This window comes from Sedimentibacter sp., assembly GCF_038562225.1.
GTDB lineage: Bacteria > Bacillota > Clostridia > Tissierellales > Sedimentibacteraceae > Sedimentibacter.
This window is the reverse complement of sequence record NZ_JBCFAS010000001.1, coordinates 1-25,790: the sequence shown is the minus strand read 5'-3', so window position 1 is coordinate 25,790 and position 25,790 is coordinate 1. Positions and strand designations below refer to the sequence as shown.

At 41.0% G+C, this 25,790-nt stretch carries 21 protein-coding genes and 9 tRNA genes; 9 read left to right on the top strand and 21 right to left on the bottom strand.

Annotated elements, in window-relative coordinates:
- Position 1: 1 nt before the first annotated feature.
- Positions 2-1,258, top strand: coding sequence for a chloride channel protein (locus tag AAGU76_RS00150; protein WP_342483412.1), 1,257 nt, complete (start codon positions 2-4; stop codon positions 1,256-1,258).
- 68 nt (positions 1,259-1,326) lie between these two features.
- On the opposite strand, the gene udp is transcribed toward AAGU76_RS00150, so the two are convergent.
- From udp to AAGU76_RS00130, 4 genes are all read right to left on the bottom strand, one after another.
- A complete protein-coding gene (gene udp, locus AAGU76_RS00145; protein WP_342483411.1) occupies positions 1,327-2,106 on the bottom strand; it encodes a uridine phosphorylase in 780 nt (259 codons plus the stop codon).
- A gap of 8 nt (positions 2,107-2,114) precedes the next feature.
- Complete coding sequence (locus tag AAGU76_RS00140; protein WP_342483410.1) at positions 2,115-3,164, bottom strand: acyltransferase family protein; 1,050 nt, start codon at positions 3,162-3,164, stop codon at positions 2,115-2,117.
- A 95-nt stretch (positions 3,165-3,259) separates the two neighbouring features.
- Entirely contained in the window at positions 3,260-5,185 is a 1,926-nt protein-coding gene (gene thrS, locus AAGU76_RS00135) for a threonine--tRNA ligase (protein ID WP_342483409.1), read from the bottom strand.
- Between the two features lie 393 nt (positions 5,186-5,578).
- Positions 5,579-7,246, bottom strand: a complete 1,668-nt coding sequence (locus tag AAGU76_RS00130; RefSeq protein ID WP_342483408.1) for a DEAD/DEAH box helicase — start codon at positions 7,244-7,246, stop codon at positions 5,579-5,581.
- A 186-nt stretch (positions 7,247-7,432) separates the two neighbouring features.
- Here AAGU76_RS00130 and AAGU76_RS00125 point away from each other — a divergent pair, with 186 nt between their 5' ends.
- Complete coding sequence (locus AAGU76_RS00125; protein ID WP_342483407.1) at positions 7,433-8,161, top strand: MBL fold metallo-hydrolase; 729 nt, start codon at positions 7,433-7,435, stop codon at positions 8,159-8,161.
- 66 nt (positions 8,162-8,227) lie between these two features.
- Here the strand turns inward: AAGU76_RS00125 and AAGU76_RS00120 are convergent, their stop codons facing one another.
- Positions 8,228-8,896 carry a DUF1905 domain-containing protein gene (locus tag AAGU76_RS00120; RefSeq protein WP_342483406.1) on the bottom strand — a complete coding sequence of 223 codons (669 nt, stop codon included), beginning with the start codon at positions 8,894-8,896 and terminating at the stop codon, positions 8,228-8,230.
- Between the two features lie 247 nt (positions 8,897-9,143).
- Here AAGU76_RS00120 and AAGU76_RS00115 point away from each other — a divergent pair, with 247 nt between their 5' ends.
- Positions 9,144-9,647 carry a hypothetical protein gene (locus AAGU76_RS00115; protein WP_342483405.1) on the top strand — a complete coding sequence of 168 codons (504 nt, stop codon included), beginning with the start codon at positions 9,144-9,146 and terminating at the stop codon, positions 9,645-9,647.
- Positions 9,648-9,860: 213 nt separating this feature from the next.
- On the opposite strand, the gene AAGU76_RS00110 is transcribed toward AAGU76_RS00115, so the two are convergent.
- From AAGU76_RS00110 to gpr, 5 genes are all read right to left on the bottom strand, one after another.
- The gene (locus tag AAGU76_RS00110) at positions 9,861-10,634 is read right to left on the bottom strand and encodes a TPM domain-containing protein (protein WP_342483404.1); all 774 of its coding nucleotides are present in this window, start codon (positions 10,632-10,634) and stop codon (positions 9,861-9,863) included.
- Positions 10,635-10,646: 12 nt separating this feature from the next.
- On the bottom strand, positions 10,647-11,213 hold the full coding sequence (locus AAGU76_RS00105; RefSeq protein WP_342483403.1) for a LemA family protein: 567 nt from the start codon (positions 11,211-11,213) through the stop codon (positions 10,647-10,649).
- A gap of 11 nt (positions 11,214-11,224) precedes the next feature.
- Positions 11,225-13,030, bottom strand: coding sequence for a translation elongation factor 4 (gene lepA, locus AAGU76_RS00100; RefSeq protein WP_342483402.1), 1,806 nt, complete (start codon positions 13,028-13,030; stop codon positions 11,225-11,227).
- 65 nt (positions 13,031-13,095) lie between these two features.
- Entirely contained in the window at positions 13,096-14,289 is a 1,194-nt protein-coding gene (gene spoIIP / locus AAGU76_RS00095) for a stage II sporulation protein P (RefSeq protein ID WP_342483401.1), read from the bottom strand.
- Between the two features lie 102 nt (positions 14,290-14,391).
- Complete coding sequence (gpr, locus tag AAGU76_RS00090) at positions 14,392-15,318, bottom strand: GPR endopeptidase (protein WP_342483400.1); 927 nt, start codon at positions 15,316-15,318, stop codon at positions 14,392-14,394.
- A 221-nt stretch (positions 15,319-15,539) separates the two neighbouring features.
- Between gpr and rpsT the strand changes: the two genes are divergently transcribed.
- Positions 15,540-15,806, top strand: a complete 267-nt coding sequence (gene rpsT / locus AAGU76_RS00085; protein WP_342483399.1) for a 30S ribosomal protein S20 — start codon at positions 15,540-15,542, stop codon at positions 15,804-15,806.
- A 189-nt stretch (positions 15,807-15,995) separates the two neighbouring features.
- On the opposite strand, the gene holA is transcribed toward rpsT, so the two are convergent.
- Positions 15,996-17,027, bottom strand: coding sequence for a DNA polymerase III subunit delta (gene holA, locus AAGU76_RS00080; RefSeq protein ID WP_342483398.1), 1,032 nt, complete (start codon positions 17,025-17,027; stop codon positions 15,996-15,998).
- The gene (locus AAGU76_RS00075; RefSeq protein WP_342483397.1) at positions 16,987-19,365 is read right to left on the bottom strand and encodes a DNA internalization-related competence protein ComEC/Rec2; all 2,379 of its coding nucleotides are present in this window, start codon (positions 19,363-19,365) and stop codon (positions 16,987-16,989) included. The genes holA and AAGU76_RS00075 overlap by 41 nt, the downstream gene beginning before the upstream one ends.
- A 73-nt stretch (positions 19,366-19,438) precedes the next feature.
- Between AAGU76_RS00075 and AAGU76_RS00070 the strand changes: the two genes are divergently transcribed.
- The 5 genes from AAGU76_RS00070 (at position 19,439) to AAGU76_RS00050 (ending at position 24,327) form a co-directional block, all read left to right on the top strand.
- Entirely contained in the window at positions 19,439-20,407 is a 969-nt protein-coding gene (locus AAGU76_RS00070) for a ribonuclease H-like domain-containing protein (protein WP_342483396.1), read from the top strand.
- Positions 20,408-21,079: 672 nt separating this feature from the next.
- Positions 21,080-22,459: a pyruvate carboxylase subunit B gene (locus AAGU76_RS00065; RefSeq protein ID WP_342484656.1), complete on the top strand. Its 1,380-nt coding sequence runs from the start codon at positions 21,080-21,082 to the stop codon at positions 22,457-22,459.
- A gap of 9 nt (positions 22,460-22,468) precedes the next feature.
- Entirely contained in the window at positions 22,469-22,774 is a 306-nt protein-coding gene (locus tag AAGU76_RS00060) for an OadG family transporter subunit (protein WP_342483395.1), read from the top strand.
- 28 nt (positions 22,775-22,802) lie between these two features.
- Complete coding sequence (locus tag AAGU76_RS00055; RefSeq protein ID WP_342483394.1) at positions 22,803-23,180, top strand: biotin/lipoyl-containing protein; 378 nt, start codon at positions 22,803-22,805, stop codon at positions 23,178-23,180.
- Positions 23,181-23,190: 10 nt separating this feature from the next.
- Positions 23,191-24,327, top strand: coding sequence for a sodium ion-translocating decarboxylase subunit beta (locus AAGU76_RS00050; RefSeq protein ID WP_342483393.1), 1,137 nt, complete (start codon positions 23,191-23,193; stop codon positions 24,325-24,327).
- A gap of 488 nt (positions 24,328-24,815) precedes the next feature.
- Here the strand turns inward: AAGU76_RS00050 and AAGU76_RS00045 are convergent.
- The 9 genes from AAGU76_RS00045 to AAGU76_RS00005 all read right to left on the bottom strand — a co-directional run bounded on the left by AAGU76_RS00045 (position 24,816) and on the right by AAGU76_RS00005 (position 25,717).
- Positions 24,816-24,891, bottom strand: a tRNA-Phe gene (locus AAGU76_RS00045).
- A gap of 126 nt (positions 24,892-25,017) precedes the next feature.
- Positions 25,018-25,091, bottom strand: a tRNA-Ile gene (locus AAGU76_RS00040).
- A 26-nt stretch (positions 25,092-25,117) separates the two neighbouring features.
- Positions 25,118-25,194, bottom strand: a tRNA-Ile gene (locus AAGU76_RS00035).
- An 8-nt stretch (positions 25,195-25,202) separates the two neighbouring features.
- Positions 25,203-25,279 (bottom strand) — tRNA-Pro (locus AAGU76_RS00030).
- Between the two features lie 8 nt (positions 25,280-25,287).
- Positions 25,288-25,376: transfer RNA gene (locus AAGU76_RS00025), tRNA-Ser, on the bottom strand.
- A gap of 6 nt (positions 25,377-25,382) precedes the next feature.
- Positions 25,383-25,455, bottom strand: a tRNA-Lys gene (locus AAGU76_RS00020).
- Positions 25,456-25,469: 14 nt separating this feature from the next.
- Positions 25,470-25,542: transfer RNA gene (locus tag AAGU76_RS00015), tRNA-Lys, on the bottom strand.
- A 17-nt stretch (positions 25,543-25,559) separates the two neighbouring features.
- Positions 25,560-25,636 (bottom strand) — tRNA-Arg (locus AAGU76_RS00010).
- Between the two features lie 5 nt (positions 25,637-25,641).
- Positions 25,642-25,717: transfer RNA gene (locus tag AAGU76_RS00005), tRNA-Thr, on the bottom strand.
- Positions 25,718-25,790: the final 73 nt, after the last annotated feature.

Here is a 25,790-nt window from a genome sequence, read left to right as displayed (position 1 = left end):
ATTGGAATTATATTTAACAAAATTGAAATCAGCACAAAACTATGCAGCAACATTCCTTAAATGGGTGGTACTTGCCAGCATCACCGGCTTTATAGGAGGCACTGTGGGAACATTGTTTCACGTAAGCGTTGAAAAGGCAACAGAGTTTCGCCTGGAGAACATGTGGACCATCATGTTTCTGCCCATTGGAGGTGTGGTCATAGCAGTATTGTACAAATTGTTCAAAATGAGCGAGTCCACCGGTACCAATCAAATCATCAGTTCCATACGTTCTGATGAGCATGTGCCGCTTGTTCTTGCCCCCCTTATTTTCATAAGCACCTTCATAACACACCTTTTCGGCGGATCAGCCGGAAGGGAAGGCGCAGCACTTCAGCTTGGAGGAAGCATCGGATCCTTTGTGGGAAGGATGCTCCGTCTTGATGAAAAGGACATGCATCTTATAACCCTATGCGGCATGAGCAGCGTTTTTGCCGCATTGTTTGGAACACCTCTAACCGCCACGCTGTTTGCCATGGAAGTCATAAGCATAGGAGTAATTTATTATTCAAGCCTAGTTCCATGCCTTTTGTCATCTCTTATGGCCTACGGCGTTTCACTTTACTTCGGTGTGGTTCCCGTCAGGTTCAGCCTTGGATTCATTCCTTCCCTGTCCCTTAAGACTGTTGTAATGACTGCAGTGCTTGCGGCTCTTTGCGCACTTTTAAGCATTGCATTCATAGTGTTTATGAGAAAGACAGAACATCTGATGGATGATAAAATCAGAAATGCATACCTCAGAGGATTTGTAGGCGGCATGGCTATAGTTCTTCTCACACTGCTTTTTAACACAAGGGACTACAACGGTGCAGGAATGAACATAATTGAAAAGGCCATCAGCGGTACTGCAAAACCAGAAGCTTTCATACTGAAGATACTCTTTACAGCCATTACAATAGGAGCCGGCTTCAAGGGTGGAGAAATTGTTCCTACGTTCTTCATAGGCTCCACATTCGGATGCTTTGCCGGAACCCTGCTGGGACTCAATCCCGGATTTTCTGCAGCCATAGGTCTCGTTGCACTTTTCTGCGGTGTTGTAAATGCTCCCATCGCTTCAATAGTTCTGTCCGTGGAGATTTTCGGAGCAGAAGGAATCCTTCTCTTCGCCATAGCCTGCAGTGTCAGCTACATGCTTTCCGGTTACTACGGTCTTTACAGCAGCCAAAAAATAGTGTACTCAAAGCTCAGGGCTGAATACATAAACATAAACGCGAAATAGATAAAAAAATTGAACCATCAGGTTCAATTTTTTTATCTATATAATTCTTCATTCTTAACTCTTAATTCTTAATTGCTCTTCCCGTCTTCCTTTATTAGGTTTCTAATAGCTTCTACTGCCGTGGCTATGGCTGCTTCCGTATCGTGTTCCTGGGGATCTTCAAGGCCTAATCGTCTTCTTTCCTGATTTGCAACAACATTTAATATGGATCCGACCCTTACTCTTCTGTATGCACCTACAATGAAAAGAGCTGCTGATTCCATTTCGGAAGCCAGTGCTCCCAGCTTGAGCCATGCGTTCCATTTGTTAGTAAGCTCGTATCCCACCGGTTTTGTTTCAGGCTCATGCTGCCCGTAGTATGAATCCTTGCACTGAACTACTCCAACGTGGTATTTCTTGTCCAGGTCCTTGGAAGCCTTCACCAGGGCATTTAAAACCTCATAGTTGGCCACTGCGGGAAACTCCATTGGAGCATATTCCCGGCCTGTTCCTTCCATGCGAATTGCCCCTGACGCAATGACCAGGTCTCCTCCCATGACGTCTATGTCCATGCCGCCGCTGGTTCCCACTCTGATGAACGTGTCGGCCCCAATGTTGGAGAGTTCCTCCAGGGCTATGGCTGCAGAGGGACCACCGATTCCTGTTGAAGTAACACTGACCTTGACTCCGTCAAGATATCCCGTATATGTGACAAATTCCCTGTGGTCTGCCACCAGCACAGGATTTTCAAAATGCTGTGCTATCTTAACGCATCTTTTTGGATCTCCCGGAAGTATGACATACCTTCCCACATCCCCTTCCTTCATATCAATGTGATATTGAACTTCTCCCGAATATGCTTTGCTCATAATTCCTCCTATAATATTTTATTTAAAACAGGTGTTTTTCCTATTATGTAACTTGCGATAAAACTAAAAGCAAATACCAAAAGTGCAATGACAGGAACAGACAAAAACCCATTGTAGCTTAATATGTCAATTCCGTTATCCCTTAAAATCATGTTGAAAAAATCATGGACAAGATAAATTCTGAATGAACACTCAGACAATGTATTCAAAACCTTAAGGCTGTTTTTACCGAAGCATATCTTTGAAACCTCGTACCTGAAAAAGACGAACACCCCAATGCTGGCCAGCATCACGTTAGGTGAAAGGTAGCTGTAAAACAGGGCGTCAGGTTTTCCTGAATTCATGGACAGCAAGTATGTGAAATATGCAGTAGCCAACACCCCCAATACACCCAGTACATAGAACAGTGCCCTTGTTTTATTTTTAAGCTCATATTCTCCAATATAATATCCTGCCACAAAATATCCTGAATATCCAAGCACGATGTTTAAATCAAACTTGCGTATGAAAGTCGTGAAGTCCTCTGACTGAATGAGTTTCGCGGCAAAAGGCATTGAAAATGCAAAAATAACGGATAAAACCATGAAATATTCCGTGGATTTCCTGTCCTGAGTTACCCTTCTGATTATGGGCAAGGCCATGTAAAGACCCACAATCATGTACAGATACCACATGTGGTAGTGTCCGAAAATGAAGTCCCTAGCAAATTTATCACGTTCAAACTGAAGGCCTCCAACGGCAACAGGATATAAAGCATATAGAATCGACCATGAAACGAAGCTTACTGTTATTTTAGGTATGTATTTTTTGTAAATATGGCTGCAGCTTAAATCTTTTTCAGGATTTAACAAAAACATCCCGCTGACCATGACAAACACTGGAACACCAAATCTCACAAGGCTGTCATACATGTTGAATGCATGCCACTGCAGAGTACCCACGACAGCGGTGTTCCACCCTCCGGCTGCCACATGCAGAAAAACAACTGAAAAAGCTGCAATTACCTTTAGGGCGTCTGCATACGCAACCCTGTCTTTATCTTCAATCCTTTTGTTCAACTTGAACCTCTCTTTCTCATACAATAATTATAGCATATTCATAATTATTGACAACAAAAAAGATACCGCTGTGCGGTATCTCAGTTCAGCAGATATTAAATCATCTGCGGAGAATCATTTTCTCTTGTACTTATCTTGTTCTGTATTACTTGGGCTATTTCTTCAACGCTCATTGAGCCTATGTCTCCCTTTTGTCTTTCCCTTACGGAAACAGCGTTGTTTTCTACCTCCTTCTCGCCCACAACCAGCATGAACGGAATCTTTTCAAGCTGAGCTTCCCTGATTTTGTAGCCTATCTTTTCTGCTCTTAGGTCCAGTTCAACTCTGATGTTCTTTTCGGCCAGCTGTGCTTTCACCTTTTCAGCGTAGTCGTTGTACTTCTCTGATATTGGAAGTACTTTTACCTGAACAGGAGCAAGCCATGTTGGGAATGCGCCAGCAAATTGTTCAATTAATATTCCGAAGAATCTTTCAATGCTTCCGAATGCAACACGGTGGATCATTATAGGTCTGTGTTTTTGTCCGTCAGCTCCGGTATACTCCAGCTCAAAACGTTGAGGAAGCTGGTAATCAAGCTGAATAGTTCCGCACTGCCATGTTCTTCCTATGCAGTCGTTCAGGTGGAAGTCTATTTTAGGACCGTAGAACGCTCCGTCACCTTCGTTGATTACATAATCCAGACCTATTTCTTCCAAAGCTGATTTAAGTGAATCTTCCGCCATATCCCAGTCTTTGATTTCTCCCAGGAACTTTTCAGGTCTTGTTGATAATTCCACATGGTATGAGAAACCAAATGTAGAGTACATGTCATCTATTAATTTTGCAACTCCCTTTATTTCATCCTTAATCTGTTCAGGAAGCATGAATATGTGGGCATCATCCTGAGTGAACGCCCTTACGCGCATGAGTCCATGCAGTGCTCCTGAAAGCTCATGTCTGTGAACTCTTCCAGCTTCAGCAACTCTCAATGGAAGATCCTTGTATGAATGCATGTCATTTTTGTAAACTAGAATTCCTCCCGGACAGTTCATGGGTTTTATGGCAAAATCCTGTTCATCTATTTGAACAGTGTACATATTTTCCTTGTAGGTGAACCAGTGTCCTGAAGTTTCCCAAAGATGTCTGTTCAATATTATCGGTGATTCGATTTCAACGTAGCCTGCTTTTCTGTGAACTTCTCTCCAGTATTTCATAAGCTCGTTTTTAACTTCCATTCCCTTAGGCAGGAAGAACGGGAATCCCGGGCCTTCGTCTGATATGAAGAACAATCCCAGTTCCTTACCCAATTTTCTGTGGTCACGCTTCTTTGCTTCTTCCATCATCTTTATATAATCTTCAAGATCTTTTGCCTTTTCAAAGGAAATGCCGTATATACGCTGAAGCATCTTGTTGTTTTCGTTTCCTCTCCAGTATGCTCCTGCGATGCTCAACAGCTTCACAGCCTTTGGTTTTTTTGTTGATTCAAGGTGAGGGCCTGCGCAAAGATCTGTGAAATCTCCCTGTTTGTAGAAAGAAATTACAGCATCTTCAGGAAGATCCTGAATCAGTTCAACCTTGTAAGGCTCCTGTTGTTCCTCCATGAACTTTATCGCTTCTGCTCTTGGAAGTTCAAAGCGTTCAAGCTCCAATCCTTCCTTGACTATTTTCTTCATTTCGGCTTCGATCTTTTCAAAATCGTCCTGAACAAGTCTGTAGTCCAGGTCTATGTCGTAGTAGAAACCGTTGTCGATTGCAGGTCCTATGGCCAGCTTTGCTTCAGGCCAAATCCTTTTTACCGCCTGGGCAAGAATGTGCGATGAAGTGTGCCAGAACACATGCTTTCCTTCCTTGTCCTCAAATTTAAGGAACTTGATTGTTCCGTCTTCTTTGATGACATCCTTCAGTCCTATGGTTTCGCCGTTGTAAACAGCTCCCACAACGCTTCTTGCCAAGCCTTCGCTGATGCTTTTGGCTACGTCCAAAGCTATAATTCCATCTTCGTATTCCCTGACGCTGTTGTCAGGCAAAGTTAATTTTATCATGATTTTCCTCCATATATTAATTGAAATTTTATATTACCATTTTATAACCTGTTACGTAAACTGCCAAAATAACGCTCAGACATGGCGAACCTGGTCGCACAATTGGGTTAGGTCATAAAAAAATCCCGTCATTAAACTTTCGTTTAAGGACGAGATGTTCGTGGTTCCACCTTAGTTGCTTCTCAAAGGATTTAAGGCATCCATACCAAACTCTTACGCTTGCGCTTTCAAGTTTAACTCCGGATTAGTTTTCAAACAGTCATTCACAGGAAACTTCCAGCCTAGATTTCCCTCTCTTTGGTGCTGTTTCTGCTTTACTCGATCCATCACAGTTCATTTTTCATTTTCAATCATTATATTACCGACATTTTACTTTTGTCAATATGTTTTTTATTATTTTTTCCTGGACTTTCCTCTGGAAAAGTGTTGCTTTTCATCAAAGCCTTTTCTGGTTGACTTGGACTTCTTTTCCTTAGAAAGTTCAACAAACACATCCATGCCCTTTATCTGGGCTCCCATCATCCTGTCCAGTATCCGTCTTTGATGGTCTGAAGCTGCATTGAAGAACGAGTAGTTTTCCAGAACTTCGATTTCGCCTATGTCTGAACCGGGTATGCCGCACTCTCCTGCAACAGCACCCAATATGTCTCCCGGACGTATTCCCTGTTTCTTTCCAATGTTCACATGGAATCTGATCATGTCTTCATTGTTTCTTGAAGCACCTCTTGGTGATTTCTTTCTTTCAGGTACTATATCGTTAAGATCTCTTTCCTCTGAGGTGTCAAATTTCACGAGCCTCTTAATCATGGCTGCAATAAGTGTTTCAGCGTCGTATCCTTTTTCCAGGAGTTTTCCTGCCAGTGTTCTGTTTTCACCCAGATCTCCCTGCTCTACCACATCCACAATGCTTCTGATGAACTTATCCTGTTTTACCTCATTAACCTTGTCAACTGTAGGTATGGTTCTTTTTCTTATAGGTTTCTTGGTGTATTTTTCTATGGCTTCAATTTTCTTCAGTTCCTTTGAGCTGGCCAGTGTGAATGAATTTCCTTCTCTTCCCGCTCTGCCTGTTCTTCCTATACGGTGAACGTAGTAATCTTCCTTTGACGGAACCTCAAAGTTTATTACAGCTTCAACTTCCTTTATGTCAAGTCCTCTTGCTGCCACGTCAGTTGCAATAAGCACATCCACAAGGCCGTTGTTGAACTTGTTCAGCGTGTCGAGCCTCTGGGCCTGCTTTATGTCCCCGTGAATTTTATCGCAGTTGTATCCCTTTTCAATGAGCTGGTCGTACAGTTCATCAACAGATTTCTTGGTGTTGCAGAATATGAGTGTAAGCTTCGGTGTGTATGTGTCTATTATTCTTGACAGCGCCTCCACCTTGTCGGAGTGCTTAACAAGAAAATAGCTTTGCTTTACTTCCTTGGCTGTTATTCCTTCTCTCAGAGTCTTTACTGTAACTGGTTCCTTTAAGAATTTTTTGATTATTTTCTTTATGTCATCTGGAAGTGTTGCAGAAAACAGAAGTGTCTGCGTAGGATGGTCCACCTTGCTGAGTATGAGCTCGATGTCTTCTCGAAAGCCCATCTTAAGCATCTCGTCAGCTTCGTCAAGAACCGTAATTTTAAGCTCACCAAGCTTTATAACGTGCCTGTCGATAAGGTCTATGACTCTTCCGGGAGTTCCAACAATAATCTGCGCGCCGTCTTTTAGCTTGAATATCTGAGCCTTTATGTCGGCTCCGCCGTATACTGTAACGGTCTTGATGCCGTCCATGTACTTTCCTATTTTTCTGAATTCATTGGCAACCTGAACGGCCAATTCTCTTGTGGGAAGCAAAACTAATGCCTGAGGCAATTTCAAATCTCTATCTATCTTTTCAAGTATAGGAATACCGAATGCTGCAGTCTTTCCGGTTCCTGTGTTTGACTGTCCTATTATATCATGACCATCCAGTATGACTGGAATGGCTTCTTGCTGAATCTGGGTGCTTTCTTCAAAGCCCATATCCTGTAAAGCTCTTTGAATGTTTTCATTCAAAATTACATTTTCAATTTTCATTAATCGTATCATCCTCATTTTATAATTATTAACTTCTCATTATACTATGTGTTCTAATCAATTACAAATCTTTTTTGTAAATTTTTATATATTTTATAATTTTTCTGGCAATATTATGATTCAAGACATTTATGTTATTATTGCCAGCACTTGAGGATTATATTATAATTGAAATGAGGTGATTAAATGAAAATTTGGTTTGTATACCACAGCTGCTTCGTTGTCGAAACCAAAAGCGCATTTCTGGTTTTTGACTACTTTAAAAATAAAAAAAGCGCCGGCTCTGACTTTGATTTTAACGATCTGTTAAAAAAAATATTTGAAAGCAGCAAGGCGCTGTATGTGTTTGCTTCCCACAGCCACCACGACCACTTCAACAGGGAAATACTCAAGTGGCAGGAAAAAAAGAAAGATACTGCATACATATTAAGTTCGGACATAAAGCTTTACAGCAATGCTGAAAACGTGAATTTCATCGGCAGGAATCGGGAGCTGCAAATAGGAGATCTTAAGCTTTCAACATTCGGCTCCACAGATGAGGGCATCAGTTTCCTTGTTCAGATTGACGGGCTCACTCTGTTCCATGCCGGAGACTTAAACTGGTGGAAGTGGCCGGATGATACACCTGAAGAAGAACGTGTCATGGAAGATGCTTTTACGGGCATAATGGATGACATCTGCGCCAAGGGGAAAAACTTTGACGCTGCATTCTTCCCGGTTGACGGAAGGCTTGAACAAAACTACCTTTGCGGAGGTGAATACTTCATTGAAAGGATACGCCCAAGACTGTTCATACCAATGCACTTCGGGGATGATTACCAAATTCCCGCAAAATTCATTGCATTCCAAGAAGGAAGGGAACCGGCGACAAAAATGCTTGATATAACCCATCCGAGCCAGATTCTTTGCGAATAAATAAATCAAAAGACATTCCAGCCCCGGCAGACTATGGAATGTCTTTAGTTTCAGTAATATTCTGTTCTATATGTTTATTTCCATATAACTGATCATATCTTCATATGGATATGAATCCAGGATTCCATGGGCAGGGTCGAAGTACTTACCATCATGGTAAACAATAAGATGACTTTTTTCTTTTCCCCTGACATTTGCTATGCAGCATTTGGGCAACTGGACTTTTTTTCCTTTTGCATATACAAATGCTCCATGTGAAAATCCAAAATAATCTAATGTTTCAATTACTTTGCTTATACTGACTTGAGTTTTTGCACATTTCATCACCTTCATCACTTCATCAACGGAAATTCCCGCAATCATCGCTAGACAGACCTGACCGCAGCTCCCATTCCAAGGCTGACGCAAGTATGTTATTCCATCAATTTTTCTTATGGGATTATCCTTGCTGTAGGGGCTGTTTGAGTTTATTCGACTAAGTCCTCTGATGACTTTAAACTTAACATCCAATTCTTCACTAAAATCAAATTTTTTATAAATTTCCTTGGTTACAGGTATATAATAATTTCCGTTGCCTTTCGGAACAAGTCTGCATTCAAAAGCAACACCCGCTATTTCTGCTTCAACAGGTATCAGTCCTTTTTGTCCGCAAACATCCCATACATTGAATGGAATTTTTACATAACCTCTGTTGCTTTCTATCAGGAAAGCTGATTTAAATGTGTGCATCATCATTACAACCTCATCGTTTTATTCTGCGTTACATAATTCTGAACCTTCTTTAAATAAAGACATGGAAAGTTAAAGAAATGTTCCTTATTTTCTATAATTTTGTTGTTCATCAGCAAAAATCGACTTGTTTTTCATATATTTATGGGATGTATCGACTGCCGGAAATTTTTAAAGGCTATTTCAAAAAAATGTATGCTAAAATTTTAATTCTATAATATATTTTACAAATAGATTATGAGGGGGATTGAAAATGAAAATTACCATTACAAATGAAAGCGGAGACTGGAAAGAAATGCTCTACACCAAGGACAAGGTAACATATGAAGTCAAGAATCAGGAAATTTTGGATTTCTTCGCTCAGCTTTCCGAAGCATACGCCAATGATGAAAGTATTGATAAAATGTATGAGTACCTGTACAATCTTATCAATTACGGTTACATGTACACCGACGCTGCCGACGCAGACTACTCAGAAGACTATGATTATGATGACGATGAGGATTATGATGATTACGACGATTATGACGACTACGATTATGATTATGAGGATGAACATGTTTCCCAGGATGGATTTAAACTGATAGATTCCGAAATAGAATATTATGTTGACGGAGAAAAGGTAACCAAGGAAGAATATGACGATGCGTGGGATGACAGACTGGGATATCTGGGCTCCTCAAATTGGGAGGAACTGGGCCTGTTGATTACAAACGCTGAAACTGACGAAGTCATATTCATGGGCAAAATTTCGTAATGCAATTAAAAATTAATAGTTAAGAGTTAAGAATTGCGAGTTAATTTATCAAACTTCGGAAGTTGTTTTATGTCAATGCTTTCATACTTCCGCAATTCATTAAGATAAAGATATGAAAATCATATGTTAAACAAACTATCAAAAAACAAAATTAGGGCGAAAGCCCTAATTTTTTCGTTAATTCTTAATTCTTCACTATTAATTCTTAATTGATCAAAACCCTCTTCCGGCTCCTCCGCCTCCAGAGCTGCCGCCTCCGCCGAAGCCTCCGAAACCGCCTGTGGGAGGTCCTCCTCCAAATCGGTCAAACCTTCCTGCCGGAGGAATGAATATAAACGGGTTTCTCCTTCTCCTTCTTCCGCCGCGTCCGCCGGAAATGATTATGAGAAGAATAATGAGCATTATTACCTTGAATATGGCACCGGCATCGACGGAAGTTCCGTTTTGGACATTTACATCAACGCCGCCGAATACTTCATCGTTGTCATAGCCGTACTCCTCGTTGACCTTCAATGCCAGGCTGTAAAAAATACTTTCAAGGCCAGCAGAATAATCTCCTTTTGAAAGATACGACATATTATCATCCAGTATTCTTCCTGCTTCCGAGTCAGTTATGGCTCCTTCAAGGCCGTATCCGACCTCAATTTTAACTCTTCTTTCCTCCAGTGCCAGTAGAACCAGAATACCGTTGTCGTAATCCTTGTTTCCTATTTTCCACTTTTCAAAAAGCTCCACAGCATATGCGTACTCATCAAGTCCCTGCATGTCCAGAACAGTCACCACTATAATCTGCGGTTTTTCCTTGGTATTTTCGTAATTTTGGTTTACTCTGACGATGTTTGCTTCAGCTTCATCATCCATCAAATCCGCAAAGTCGTTAACGTAAAACTGATTGGTCGGTTCCGGAAGCTTCACTTCACCGTAGGCAAAAACGCCGGTTATTGCCAATGTAAGGCAAAGAATCATCGGAAGCAATCTTTTTTTCACAGCATTCACTCCCTAGTTGAATTTAACCTGAGGAGCTGTCTCTGCGCCTTCGGTTGCTTCAAAATACGATCTTTGTTCGAAGCCGAACATTCCTGCCAGAATGTTTTTCGGGAACTTCCTGATGGTTGCATTGTACTGGCTCACTGCTTCGTTGTATCTGTCTCTTTCCGTTGAAATTCTGTTTTCCGTTCCGGCAAGTTCATCCATTAAAGCGGTAACATTTGCGTTAGACCTTAATTCCGGATAGTTCTCTACAACAACCAGCAGCCTTCCAATGGCACTTTCCAGCTGGTTTGAAGCCTCAACCTTCTCATCCGTGGTCTGAGCTCCTGCCATCTTGCTTCTTGCATCGGCTATGGCTGTGAACACTTCTTTTTCCTGTGCCATGGCACCTTTTACCGATTCTACCAGGTTAGGTATCAAATCATACCTTCTCTGAAGCTTGCTTTCCACATTTGCCCACTGGTTATTGACTTTCTCGTCCAATGCAACCAGAGAGTTGTAGCTGCCAAACACGGAAGCGGCCAGTATGCCTATTATTACCAACACTGCAACTATTGCAATCAAACCTTTTTTCATAATCCACCTCTTTAATCTTCGTCAAACTTAAGTACGGCCAGGAAAGCTTCCTGTGGAACTTCCACGCTTCCAATCTGCCTCATGCGCTTCTTGCCTTCCTTTTGTTTTTCCAGAAGTTTTTTCTTTCTTGTTATGTCACCGCCATAGCATTTGGCCAGTACATCCTTCCTCATTGCCTTAACTGTTTCTCTGGCAATTATCTTGGAACCGATGGCAGCCTGAAGCGGCACTGCAAACAGGTGACGCGGAATAACATCCTTAAGCTTTTCAACAATCATTCTTCCTCTTTCATATGCCTTGTCAGCATGGACAATGATGGAGAAAGCGTCCACCAGTTCTCCGTTTATCAGTATATCCATTTTTACAAGCTCAGACCTCACATAACCGGAGAGCTCGTAGTCAAGTGATGCATATCCTCTTGTCTTTGATTTCAGTGCATCAAAGAAATCGTAAATAACCTCGTTGAGAGGAAGCTTATAATGAAGTATAACCCTTGTTGCCTCCATGTATTCCATGTTTTCGAACACACCTCGCCTGTTCTGGCACAGTTCCATGATGGCGCCCACATATTCCGTCGGGGTCATTATGGATGCCGCGACTATGGGTTCCTCCATATAGTCAATTTCCTGAACGGCCGGCATGTTTGTAGGATTCTGAAGTATCATCATCTCGCCGTTTGTCTTGAATATATTATAAATTACGCTTGGTGTTGTTGCTATGATGTTAAGGTTGAATTCTCTTTCAAGCCTTTCCTGAATTATTTCCATATGAAGGAGTCCTAAAAATCCGCATCTGAAACCAAAACCCAGCGCTATGGATGTTTCCGGTTCAAAGGTCAGTGAAGCGTCATTCACCTGAAGCTTTTCAAGAGCATCTCTGACACTGCCGAATTCCTCCCCTTCTGCAGGATAAATTCCGCAATAAACCATGCTTGTAACTTTCTTATATCCCGGAAGAGGTTCCGCCGCCGGTCTTTCTGCATTGGTTATGGTGTCGCCCACCTGGCAGCTTCTCACTTCCTTCATGCTGGCGCACAAATAACCCACATCGCCTGAATACAATGCAGCTACCGGTTTCTGTGTGGGAGATACTATTCCCACTTCAGTGACATCAAAGGTCTTGCCTGTTGCCATCATCTTGATCTTATCGCCTTTTCTTACCTGGCCTTCCTTTATTCTTACGTAGGCCACAACTCCTCTGTAGCTGTCATAATACGAATCGAACACCAGTGCCTTAAGCGGTGATTCCTCGTCTCCAGCAGGAGCAGGAATCTGAGTGACTATTGCTTCAAGAACCTGATCTATGTTGATGTTGTCCTTTGCCGATATTAGCGGTGCATTCTCGCAGTCAAGGCCTATTACATCTTCAATTTCCTGCTTTATTTCATCAGGCCTTGCGCTGGGTAGGTCTATTTTGTTTATTACAGGCACGATCTCAAGGTTCTGGTCCAAAGCCAGATACACGTTGGCCAGGGTCTGCGCTTCTATTCCCTGAGCCGCATCAACCACCAGCACTGCCCCTTCGCAAGCAGCAAGGCTTCTTGAAACCTCGTAGTTGAAATCCACATGGCCCGGAGTGTCTATGAGGTTTAGCGTGTAGCTGTTGCCGTCCTTTGCCTTGTACAAAAGGCTGATGGTCTGAAGCTTAATGGTGATTCCTCTTTCCCTCTCAAGGTCCATGTTGTCCAAAACCTGCTCCTGCATTTCCCTGTGTGACAAAAGGCCTGTATTTTCTATGAGCCTGTCAGCCAAAGTTGATTTTCCGTGATCTATATGAGCGATTATCGAAAAGTTCCTTATGTATTTTTTTCTGTCCAAGTATGTTACCTCCCTAAATAACTGGTAAAGGTATTATATCAAAATTTATGTAAATGTAAAAGAATTTATTTACTTATTTCATCTATGTATTCAAGAAGTATTTCCGATACCAAATCTGCAGAATACTGAGCTTCTTGAAGGGTATTGAGTGAACTTCCTATTTCGATCAGCATGGAGCTGTCTGACAGATACTGGTTGAAGTATGCTCCGGGTCTCACAATGATTTTTCTGAACAGCCCCGGATACATTTCTTCTGCCATGGAGTAAAACTTGTCGGCTGTTTCCTTTATCTGATTGTAGTTGCCGTTTTTCTCTCCCACGACCAGTGTGCATGTGGCCGCCGTTTTGTTGTTTATGTCGATGGATTTAACCTTTGAAAGGACTTCCTCGTAGTAGGAATTTTCTTCGGCTCCGTCCCTATGTATGTCAATGAGCAGGTTTTTCTTATCAGTAGAAAGCACCTTGCTCACTGCGTAGTTGGAATTGGCGTATGATGAATTGTAGTCCGGATAGTCGTTGTATTCCTGCAGGTGGGTTACGTTTATTCCCTTGCCTTCCAGACTGGCGGCTATCCTGTTTCCGATTCCGGTCACATTCATATCCTCTTCCAGAGTTCTGAAGTTCTGCCCGTTGTCCGGCTGGTAAGATTCCGTGCCGTGAGTGTGAAACAACACGATGTTCAGGCTGTCATTAGCAGAAGCAGCGTCTAAAAACAAATTTCTAGGACCGCTGCTCCTTGATGTTGTTGACTCGATTATCTTGAAAAAATCTTCTTTTCGGTTGTTTGCCAGGTACACTTCCTTCTGAAGGGCCTGTTGTTCAATGTTTTCATTTTCGTCGTAAATCTCAAGAGGTTCCTTTTGCTGTTCTTCTTCGTTGTCGATAGTCCTGAACACTTCTTTTGTCTTTTCATCCGGTGACTCTACCATGCTGTTGTCCTGAACCTGTTTGCCCTTGCTGCCATCCTCGCCGTCGTTATTTTTGCTGTCTTCTTCCTGCCCGTCATTGTTTTCATTGAATGTTTTTTCAAGGAATATATTGAAGTAGGACATCATTTTATCAAGCGCGCTCAGCTCGTCACCTTCACTTTGGTCATCACCCTTGTAGTTGATGGATATGGTGGTGACTTCCTGCCCTTCCTTCCTCTTCTCGGACAAATTGTAAACATAGCTGTATCCGATAAAAAGTATCACCAGACACAAGACCGACATCACCATATAAAATTTCGTTCCACCCTTGTTTTTTCTTCGTCTTTTCATGATTCAACTCCACATATCTTCACTAATTGTAATATATTAATGTATATGTGTATTGTTTCCTGAATAACACTGTTATTTTTTACAATTACATTACGGTTTTGATCAGTACCCAGGATGCACTGCTTTGTTGATGGATTCGGCCAAAATGTCCGACAACACCTCCATCTGTTCGTCCACAGAGCTTGGAGTAACGATTGATTCTCCGTACATAGGGCTTAATATTTCCTTGATGAACGCATGTTTTTCGTCGTATTCCAGGTCGCTTAATATTCCCATGATCTGGCCCACATCCTCCGTCTTGTCCCTTAGTACCTCCTCCATCATCTCTATGGTGTCATTAACTATTGTGGCAGTGTCAACAACAGTTGGTATTCCGATAGCAACTACTTTTATGCCAATGGTATCCTTGTTCAGGGACCCCTGCATGTTGCCTATGCCTGAACCGGGCTCGATGCCTGCATCCGTCACCTGAATCACGGAGCACAGCCTTCTCATTTTTCGTGATGCCAGAGCATCTATTATTATAAGAAGCGTCGGTTTTATCTTTTCAACCACTCCTACTATGGTGTTTATGGTTTCGATTCCTGTTGTTCCCAAAACACCGGGCTCCAATATGGAAACTTCGTTGAAGTCCTGGTCGAATTCCTTGTTGTATGCCTTGAAAAACTGCCTTGTGACTTTAATTTTATCAAGAGTCTTGGGGCCTAAGGCATCAGCGGTAATATTCCTGTTGCCAAGTCCCACAACCAGAACTCTTTCTCTTCCAAGTCCGGAAACATCCTTTATGGCCTGTGACAGTATTGATACAACCTCATTCTTTGATTCATCACTCAGGTTTTTCAGACTTTTGGTTTCATATGTTACATACTTTCCTTTCTTCTTTCCTACCTGCTTTTCAGCTTCATCGTCAATAATTTCCAGTTCCACAACTTCACCGTGGCTGAAGTTTCTTGTATTTAAACGTATCCCTTCGACTTTTTGGGCAAGGGACTCATTTGCCTCGTAAGCCAAGTCTGTTCTGTAGTACATTGTTCCTCCCGTAAAAAATTTATTGTAATTTTGGTAATTCCATATATAATAATATGTATATTGGATTTATTATTGAATTTTTTCATTTTTTTATTCTTTACACTTGATTTTTGAATCGAATGCCTGTATAATTGATTTGCTGTCTAAAATATTATCACTTATGCAAGTAAGTTGCTTATATTAAGAGCATTCAAATAAGATTTTTGAAGGAGGTGAAGATTTTGGCAAATATTAAATCTGCAAAGAAAAGAATTCTGGTTATAAACAAGAAAACTGAAGCTAACAAGAGCAGAAAGTCTGAAATCAAAACATATATTAAGAAGTTTGAAGCAGCGCTGGCTGAAGGTAACTTAGAGCAGGCCAAAGAATACTTAACAATATGTGAAAAGAAATTATATCAAGCTGCAGCAAAGAACACTGTTCACAAGAAAGCCGCATCTAGAAAAGTTAGCAGAATGACTATCAAATTAAACAATAAAGTTGCTTAAGTTTTAGTTGGTGGGTTCTCCACCTCTAAGCTTAACAATCCGAAAGATTCATCAACTAACCTCATAGTCTGGAATGTGGTGTTAGTTGATGAATCTCTGGAACCAAAAAAACCGCCAGGCGGTTTTTTTATTGCTCATTTTTAATTTGATTTTATCCTCTGCCCATTTGGGCTGGTTTCGAAAAGTCTTTTACTTTATTATCCCGTTCGTAATAAGCTCAAGACCTATTCGGCTGTCAATTTCACCTGTCTTTATCTTCCTGTCCACATCAATAATTTTGTCCATGTACAGTTCGATCTTAGCCTTATCCAGGCTTCTAGCCTGCTTTGAAAGCTTTGTTGCAATGAAGTTTTTTATCTTCATGCGGTTCATAATGTCATTGAATGAATACCCCTTGTTCTGAAGTACTATGTACTGGTACAGCATCCTGTACTGCCTGGATATCATGTGTATGATGAATTGTTCAGGCGTGTTGTTGAGGAGCATTTCATCCAATATTTCAAAAGCACTTTTCTTGTTTCCCTCGCATATGTTGTCAACAAGCTTGAAAATATTGCTCTCCACCGACTTGATCATGAGATTTTCGATATCATCAGCTTCAATGGTCTTCTTTTTGTCACCATAGGCTGCAATTTTGTCTACTTCGTTGTTTACGTGGTACAGAGTAACTACGCTTTCATATTCCAGATATCCGCAGTTGTTTGCCAGATAATCCGCATCCTTCATGCTTATGGTGTGACTTCTTTCCCGGAATCTGTCAGCTACGTACTTTGAAAGCTCTCCTTCTGTCAATTTGTTTATTTCAAACAACCCGCTTATATCCTTTATTTTTTTCACGACCTTCTTTCGCATATCAGGTTTTCCTCCCTTAATGAGGAACACCGCTATGCAGCTGTCGTTTTGGTCAATCATGCCAAGAAGCTTTTCTTCCTCCTTCTTGCCAAGACTTCCCGTAGAGGTCAAAAAAACTGCGTCCTTTACCACGCACACCTTGTTATCGGCCATGAACGGAAATGTGGATACAAATTCATAAAAATTCTCAAAGCTGCTTTCTATCTTTTCTGTTTCCATATAGTTCATGCCTTCATAGTCTTCATCAACGTACTTTTTTCTGAGTTTTCGTACAGCATCATCTATATAGTATTCCTCCGTACCGTAAAGCAGCACACAGTTCGGTACCTTATGTTTTTCTATCAAATCCGTAATTGTCTTGTAGCTCATAGCACTCCTCTTTTTTTAGCCGCATCCAACCAAATATGGCAAGGAATACGGCGGTCTTCGGAATAATCCACTCAAAGTAAAGCTTGAAAAAGTTATCTGAATTTTCCCCTTCATAAGTATTATAATATAAAACACCGTCTTTTAAAACAAAATTAATCTCTCCATGTTCAAAAGTTGAAAGAACTTTGCTTCCCGAATCTTTATATCTTTTTACTACATCCATTGAAGGTATGCCGTAACTGTTTCTTCCATAGCTTAGAACAGCCACAGAAGCATTGATTTTTTTTACAAAGCTGTCAGAGGACGAAGTGCTGCTGCCGTGGTGGGGAACTACAACTATGTCTGCCGGAGTTAGGTCGAGGGCAATTTTGTTTTCGACCTCTTCCTCTATATCACCTGGAAGAAGTATTCTTAGGTTATTGCAGTCAACCGCCAGTACCATGGATGAGTTGTTTATTTCTTTTGAAGCGTAGCCATCTTCCGGCCAGAGAACATGGATTATAATATTGCCTTTGATTCTGACCATGCTGCCCTTGTTCAGCACTGCAGCATTTTGAATTTCTTCATTTGATGCTGATGATATGATGTTTTTGACATTAACTGAACTGTTTAGAAGATATCCCAGTCCGGAGAAATGATCTGCATCCCAGTGGCTTATGAAAGCACAGTCTACGCTTTTTATTCCTCTTTTCACCAGGTATGGCATTACGGTATACTCCCCGAATTTATCGCTGCTGGTGCTTCCGCAGTCAAAAATTATAAAGACATCTCTGTATTTCAGCGTTGCAAACAACCCTTGTCCCGCATCGGCCACATTGAAATATATTCCCCGGTCAAAAATAGGAAACAAAGTAAATGTTACAGCATAAAATCCTATAAGTGAAGCAAAAATATACTTCCTTACGCGTAATTTGCGGTTATTAAGCATGAAAAGTATCAGCAGGACTGCAGCGTAGAAAAACACAGTCTCACAAACGGTCATTGACCGGACGGTTATACCGTTGAAAAAATTTTTTTCAGAGCTGTATACTATATGCCTTAGCGTTGTCAGGACGAAATTGAGAACTTCAAAAGGTATTTTCAAAATTAAGTGAATAGCAGGGTCAAAAATCAGAAGCAGGAACCCCCATGCCAGAATAACGGAGAAAACCGGCAAAAGCAGCAGGTTGTACAGTATACCCATGAGCGGTAAGTAGTTGAAGAAATATGAGATGACAGGAAAAGTAAAAACCTGCAGAAATAAATACATGAACAAATGATTAAGATATTTTATGTCCTTTGGTATTATTAAATCTTTGTACCTGTTGAAAAGGACAAGGCTGAGGGCTGCTGCAAATGAAAGCAGAAAGCCTGCATCAAAAAGCCAGAAAGGGTTGTATAAAGTCAGCACCAATGCCGCCAGTCCAAGGGCATTTAAAGAGCTGTACTTTCTGTAAAGCACTTCTGACCCGAAAAGCAGAGTGAACATCACCAGGGACCTGACCACAGAAACAGGAAACCCTATGAGAAATCCGTAACTCCATATGAGTGCCCAGCTAACACCCCAGGACAACCGCCTTCCCATTCCTGTCATTTTAAAAACAGCCATCAGGAATCCGTACATCAATGCTACATGCGTTCCTGAAACAGCAAAAATATGTGCAAGCCCCATCTCCCTGATACCCAGATAAAAGTCCTCCTCCAGGTAATCCGTGTCGCTGAGTATTACGGAAAGCAGAATTTCCGCATTGTTCCTGTGAAGATTTTCGTAAAAGGTCTTCTCCGTATACTTTTTAAACTTAAGAGACAAACCTTTTATACTAGAATAATCTTTTTCCGTTGTGACAGCAGAACCTTCAGCAAAAATCACAGCATTAATTTTTCTTGACCTCAGATAGTTTCTGTAGCTGAACAGCATGCGATTTTTGAAAAATTCAGAATCCGAAACGCTTCCTTTGATTTTAACAGTACTGTTTTCCTCTACCCCGTCATTTTTTCTCACATATACAATGGTATTCTCATGACTGTGAAGATTAATCCCGTTTATCTGTGTAACTTCTGCATTGAAGCTTGAATATCGGGAGCCGCCGCTTCCTTCATTTTCGCTTTCTATTCTCAACGTGAAGTCCAAATTTTCATTAATGTGTTGTACAAGCACCGAATTTGAATTATAATAGCAATTAAGTGCTGACAGCAAAAGGAATACAGCAGCTACGAAATTGTAGAGGAACTTTTTAAAGGCTAAGGCATTAAAAAAGAGCACTGCAACAACAGCGGCGAAAAGCCACCAGAAAAATCCGTGCTCATAAGATACTATTCCCATTGCGTAAAAGGTAAATAACGAAACAAGTATATACACAAATACCACCTAATATTTTATCAGATAACCATGAATTAATCAAAGTATTTTATCTGATTTAAATGGAGGATCAATGATTATTAACTCAAAAGAAGCAGAAGTCACTTCAAGCATGAATCTGAATGAGCTGATGAAGCAGTCAGTATTTCTTGATATAGAAACAACAGGTTTGTCCAGACAGTATGCAGACATAATTTCTATAACACTGCTGTATTATGAAAACACTATCTACAAAGTATGCCAGATTTTCTGCCAGTACAAAGTGGACGAACCTGAAGCCCTTAAATATTTAAGGGATCTCTTAAAAGGTCGAAAATTCATAATAACATACAACGGAAACAGCTTTGACATTCCTTTTTTATCATTTAAGGCTCAAAAATACGGAGTAGACATTGATTTTGAAAGTTTCGTCAAAATAGACCTGTACAACTGCCTGAGGCAGGTGAAAGATAAGGTTCCCATTCCTGACTTCAAACTGAAAACAGCTGAGGAACATTTCAACATCAAAAGAACAGATACCCTTACCGGAGAAGACATAACAGTGTTGTACCAGGCTTACAGGATTGAACCGCGAAATGAATTTTCTTTTCTTATACTGCAGCATAACTATGAGGATGTTATAAACCTTCCTTCTTTAATGAACGCCATATTCGGACTTTACGACCATGTTTTAAGCTACAGCAATCTTCTTGTGAAAGTAAACCGGCAGGATTTCACAATTCGCAAAAATTCTCTGAAGAGCAAATTCAGCGTAATATCCGACATGAAGACTGACTATATTCATCCTGCCATAAACTTCAGCCTAAATGTCAGCATAAACAAACAGACAATGGATTTGAACATTCCCGTCGGTTTCTACAAGGACAAGTCAATCAGCGAGTTTTACTTTTTTGACAACAACGACTTTAAGCTGAAAAGCTACACCGCCATAGAAGGCATCAAAAAAAATCTTATACCGGTTAAACTCAATGAAAAACTCTACTATGACAACATGATAAATACGGTAAAAACAATCCTGGATTCAGTATTTAGCACTTCTTAACCTTGCAGAAGAAGCTGCTCTGACGCATTAACTGTGAAAACTGTCTTGTGAAGGCAGTTTTTTTCTTTGCTCCGATATAAATACATTTTCAATGCAATAAATTTAATATTTTTAAGAAAAAAGCATAAAATTCCTTCATATTTTAATTTTAAGAGCATATGCTTGCTGATTGGGAGCCAAGCCTGAAAAGGCTGCTCCTTTTTTTTGTAACTTTTAGCACCTTTAGAATTTTTTATTTAACCCGCTTTTGTTCTTGCTTTATTTTATTAAGTCGATAATTTTATGGCCAAAATATTAAGGCGGAGTAATTTTATTTCGGTTGTTTTAATAAGGCGAAAATTGATTTTTACCATTGACACCATTGAATTGTTGTTGTATAATTCACTCATAAATAAGCAACCTAATTAATTAAAGCTTATTTTAGAAACTCCATTACATTAAACAGTGCAATTAAAATTCGCACTAAGTTTACAAGGGATATTTTAGTAATTAGGTTTCACAAGATATTGACTCGGTAATTGGATTTATAATTGTCTGACTTACATATTTAATGTGAAGAGTCCGCAAAATATATGAAACATACTTTAATGTTAATTTAAAAAGCAATATAAAGCTTTTAAATAATAATGAATAAATTTGCATAGCAACGCTATGACTTAAGTGAAGGAGAAGATTATGAGAGTAAATATAACCGAAACGGTTTTAAGAGACGCGCAGCAGTCTTTAGTTGCAACCAGAATGCCTTTTTCAGACTTCGAGGGAATTTTGGAGACCTTGGATCAGGCAGGCTACTATTCCCTGGAATGCTGGGGCGGCGCGACATTTGATTCATGCCTTAGATATCTGAATGAAGATCCTTGGGAAAGACTTAGAAAAATCAAATCAAAGGTAAAAAACACAAAGCTGCAGATGCTTTTCAGAGGCCAGAACATTTTAGGATACAAACACTATCCTGATGATGTTGTAAGAAAATTTGTTGCCCTCTCAGCCAAGAATGGCATTGACATATTCAGAATTTTCGATGCTCTGAATGATTTCAGAAACATAGAAACAGCTGTTGATGAAGTTAAGAAGCAGGGCAAGCATGCTCAGGGCTGCATCTGCTATACCGTAAGTCCCATACACAATCTTGAAAAATATGCTGCAATGGGTAAAGAACTTGAGAAAATGGGAGTACATTCAATCTGTATAAAGGACATGGCAGGGATCATGGGACCGCAGGAAGCGTACGACCTGGTAAAGGCACTCAAAGAAAGCGTAAAGCTTCCGGTTTTCCTTCACACTCATTCAACTACAGGATTAGCTCCTGTAACTTATGCAAAAGCTGTTGAGGCAGGCTGTGACGGAATAGATACTGCAATATCATCTTTTAGCGGCGGAACTTCCCAGCCACCAACTGAGACAATGGATTATTCATTTAATCAGATGGGTTATGAAACAGGGCTCAATGACAAAGTTCTCAAGAAAATAAATGATTACTTCAAAACGTTGAGAGCAGACTACATTGCATCAGGTCTAATGGATCCGCTTGTTATGGGCACAGAAACAGATGCTCTTGTTTACCAGATACCCGGAGGCATGCTTTCAAACCTCATTTCTCAGCTTAAGGCTCAAAATGCAATCGACAAGCTTGAAGATGTGTTGGCTGAAACCCCAAGAGTAAGAAAAGACCTTGGATATCCGCCGCTTGTTACTCCCATGAGCCAGATGGTAGGTGTTCAGGCAGCTACAAACATCCTTGTAGGAGAAAGATACAAAAACATATCAAAAGAAGTGAAATCCTACGTCAAGGGAGAATACGGCAGAGCTCCGGGAGAAATTGATTCAGAGCTCATGAATAAGGTTATGGGTGATGAAAAGCCAATGACATCAAGATTTGCCGACACGTTGGAACCATTGTTCGAGAAGACAAAGAAGGAATTGAAAGATGTGGCAAGAAACGATGAGGATGTTCTTTCATACATTGCCTTCCCGCAAATAGCAGAAGCATTTTTCAAAAAAAGAGAAGAAAAAGAATCAAAAACCGTTTACTATACGATCACAAGAAAGTAGGTGAAAATTATGGCAATGACAGAAAGTTTATTAATCGCACTGTTTTGCATATCAGTAGTATTTGGAGTACTTGTATCGCTGTTTGCATTGATCAGAATTTTTTCGGCAATAATAAGCCATTTCGTAAAGGAGCCTGCTGCCGAAGCATTAGAAACTGTTCAATCTGTTCAGGAAGATGACTTATCCGGCGGTGCACTTATGTTAAAGGAAGTTGACGAACAAACTGCAGCATTAATAATGGCAATCGTAAGCGATGAATCTGGAATTCCGCTTACAGATTTATGTTTCAAATCAATTAAATTGGTTCAGGCTTAATAGCATTTAAAATAAGGAGGAAATTGAAATGATTTATGTAGTTAATATTAATGATAAAGCATATGAAGTTGAAGTAGAAAAAGGAAAGGCAAGTATTGTAAAAACAACTACCCAGACAGCACCTGCACCTCAGGCAGCTGTTCAGGTTCAAAGTCCTGCGCCTCAATCACCTGCTCCCCAGGCTGCCGGAAACGGTGAACCAATAAAGGCCCCGATGCCGGGAGCAATTCTTGACATCAAGGCAAATATCGGAGCCAAGGTAAAAAAGGGTCAACTTTTGTTCATCCTTGAAGCCATGAAGATGGAGAATGAAATTTTTGCTTCTATCGATGGTGTTGTATCTCAGATTATGGTTTCGAAAGGTTCAAACGTATCAACAAATGACATCCTGATGGTTATACAATAAGGGGGAAAAAATGTTTATTGAATCCATATTAAAACTGCTGAATGATTCCGGCTTTGCCGCATTGAATTGGCAGTCTACCGTAATGATAGTAGTGGCTTGTGTGCTTTTGTACCTGGCTATTGTAAAAAAATTCGAGCCAATGCTGCTGCTCCCTATTTCCTTTGGAGTGTTGCTTGCCAATCTTCCTTTGGCCAACCTTATGGCCGAACCGGCAAGTGCAAATCAAGCGGGAGGACTTTTGTACTACTTGTACTTAGGAGTTAAAAAAGGAATTTATCCTTCCCTGATATTTCTCGGCATTGGAGCCATGACAGACTTTGGTCCCCTCATAGCAAGGCCAAGCAGTCTTTTCATGGGAGCCGGAGCTCAGCTCGGTATAAGCATTGCATTCATAATTGCTTCAGCACTTGGCTTCACTGCTGCAGAAGCTTCATCCATAGGAATAATCGGCGGAGCTGACGGTCCAACTGCAATTTACCTTACATCAAAACTGGCACCTCACCTCCTTGCTCCAATAGCAATAGCTGCTTATTCATACATGGCACTGATACCGCTTATTCAGCCGCCTATAATGAGAGCTCTCACAACTCAAAAGGAACGTGAAGTAAAAATGGAGCAGTTAAGAGAAGTATCAAAACTTGAAAAAGTATGTTTCCCAATATTAGTTTCAATATTCTGTATTCTGCTTCTTCCATCAGTAGCTCCCCTCATAGGAATGCTGATGCTTGGAAATCTATTCAAGGAATCAGGAGTTGTTGAAAGACTTTCAAACACTGCACAAAATGCTCTTATTAACGTCGTAACAATTTTCCTTGGACTTACAGTCGGAGCTACAGCTGCAGGAGATAAGTTCCTTCAGCCGGAAACCCTCAAGATAATCGCTCTGGGACTCACAGCTTTCGCATTCAGTACAGTAGGCGGACTTCTCATAGGAAAGCTAATGTATGTTGTAACCGGAGGAAAAGTAAACCCGCTGATCGGATCTGCCGGAGTTTCTGCAGTTCCAATGGCAGCCCGTGTATCTCAGGTTGAAGGACAAAAGGCTAATCCATCGAACTATCTTCTAATGCATGCAATGGGTCCTAACGTTGCAGGCGTAATAGGCTCAGCAGTTGCTGCAGGTATACTCCTGTCACTGTTTGGTTAACTAAAGCACCGCTTTAAGCGGTGTTTTTTTTATGCCGGTAAGGGAACACATATCTTCTAGGGGAGTTTGGAACATCCTTTTATACATGCAATATTTTCAGCATTATGAGCAGCTGCAAAGGCTTCAAAATCGATTTTATGTAATTATTTAATGTCGTTCAACTAAAACCACTATAGCTAACAGGCCATCCTTAAAATTGAATTTGAGCACCAAGTTCCGTATCAGTGAAAGTATATGTACTGCATTTATATGCCATTAATAATGTTGTATTAATATATCGCCATTAATTATCAGACATGCTGCCCTGCCTTGTAATTTGGTTAAACACTGCTTGTTCTCATTGGTCTTGTCTGTATTATGATTCCTCTTTATAAGTTCAATCTTGTTTTTACCTTTCATTGCATAAATACATTATTGTAAGCTTAGATATCTGTTCATATTTTACAAAAAAAGAAAAAAAGCTGTTTCATAAGAAACAGCTTTACACCTGGTGCCCAAACGCGGAATCGAACCACGGACACGGAGATTTTCAGTCTCCTGCTCTACCGACTGAGCTATCTGGGCATATGCAGTCTCGTTCACCAATTTATTTACTCCTTACGTCGTACAAATTGGGAACTCGTTGCAAATGACCTACCATCAATTTTTCTCTCCCTATCGGTCGAAAAAAATGGGTTAGGGCATCTTAAGTGGGCCTTCAAGGACTCGAACCTTGGACCTACCGGTTATGAGCCGGGCGCTCTAACCAACTGAGCTAAAGGCCCATAATACAATGTTTATATTATGGAATTGGTGGGCTTAGATGGACTCGAACCATCGACCTCACGCTTATCAGGCGTGCGCTCTAACCACCTGAGCTATAAGCCCATAATTAATGGTCGGGGCGGCAGGATTTGAACCCGCGGCCCTCTGGTCCCAAACCAGATGCGCTACCAAACTGCGCTACGCCCCGAAATTTATTGGCGGAGAGGGTGGGATTCGAACCCACGCGGGCTTTCACCCAAACGGTTTTCAAGACCGCCTCGTTATGACCACTTCGATACCTCTCCAGGAAGTGATCCATCGGCGATTCGAACGCCGGACACCTTGATTAAAAGTCAAGTGCTCTGCCTGCTGAGCTAATGGATCTCATTGATAAACAATGACCCATCAGGGACTCGAACCCTGGACACCCTGATTAAGAGTCAGGTGCTCTACCAACTGAGCTAATGAGTCATAATATGATTTTTAAATGGTGCGCCCAGGAGGAGTCGAACCCCCGGCACACGGATTAGAAGTCCGTTGCTCTATCCATCTGAGCTATGAGCGCATCTTTGGAGCTGGTGGGAGGACTTGAACCCCTAACCTACTGATTACAAGTCAGTTGCTCTACCGATTGAGCTACACCAGCATATTTGGCGACCTGGAAGGGGCTCGAACCCTCGACCTCCAGCGTGACAGGCTGGCATTCTAACCAACTGAAC

Excerpts from the sequence above, each read along its gene's own strand:
- spoIIP (WP_342483401.1), bottom strand. The coding sequence starts at position 14,289 with ATGAAAAGACGAAGAAAAAACAAGGGTGGAACGAAATTTTATATGGTG.
- AAGU76_RS00050 (WP_342483393.1), top strand. The coding sequence starts at position 23,191 with ATGTTTATTGAATCCATATTAAAACTGCTGAATGATTCCGGCTTTGCC.
- AAGU76_RS00070 (WP_342483396.1), top strand. The coding sequence starts at position 19,439 with ATGATTATTAACTCAAAAGAAGCAGAAGTCACTTCAAGCATGAATCTG.
- udp (WP_342483411.1), bottom strand. The coding sequence starts at position 2,106 with ATGAGCAAAGCATATTCGGGAGAAGTTCAATATCACATTGATATGAAG.
- AAGU76_RS00060 (WP_342483395.1), top strand. The coding sequence starts at position 22,469 with ATGGCAATGACAGAAAGTTTATTAATCGCACTGTTTTGCATATCAGTA.
- AAGU76_RS00115 (WP_342483405.1), top strand. The coding sequence starts at position 9,144 with ATGAAAATTACCATTACAAATGAAAGCGGAGACTGGAAAGAAATGCTC.
- thrS (WP_342483409.1), bottom strand. The coding sequence starts at position 5,185 with ATGATAAAATTAACTTTGCCTGACAACAGCGTCAGGGAATACGAAGAT.
- AAGU76_RS00130 (WP_342483408.1), bottom strand. The coding sequence starts at position 7,246 with ATGAAAATTGAAAATGTAATTTTGAATGAAAACATTCAAAGAGCTTTA.
- holA (WP_342483398.1), bottom strand. The coding sequence starts at position 17,027 with ATGAGCTACAAGACAATTACGGATTTGATAGAAAAACATAAGGTACCG.
- AAGU76_RS00120 (WP_342483406.1), bottom strand. The coding sequence starts at position 8,896 with ATGATGATGCACACATTTAAATCAGCTTTCCTGATAGAAAGCAACAGA.
- AAGU76_RS00055 (WP_342483394.1), top strand. The coding sequence starts at position 22,803 with ATGATTTATGTAGTTAATATTAATGATAAAGCATATGAAGTTGAAGTA.
- gpr (WP_342483400.1), bottom strand. The coding sequence starts at position 15,318 with ATGTACTACAGAACAGACTTGGCTTACGAGGCAAATGAGTCCCTTGCC.
- AAGU76_RS00105 (WP_342483403.1), bottom strand. The coding sequence starts at position 11,213 with ATGAAAAAAGGTTTGATTGCAATAGTTGCAGTGTTGGTAATAATAGGC.
- AAGU76_RS00125 (WP_342483407.1), top strand. The coding sequence starts at position 7,433 with ATGAAAATTTGGTTTGTATACCACAGCTGCTTCGTTGTCGAAACCAAA.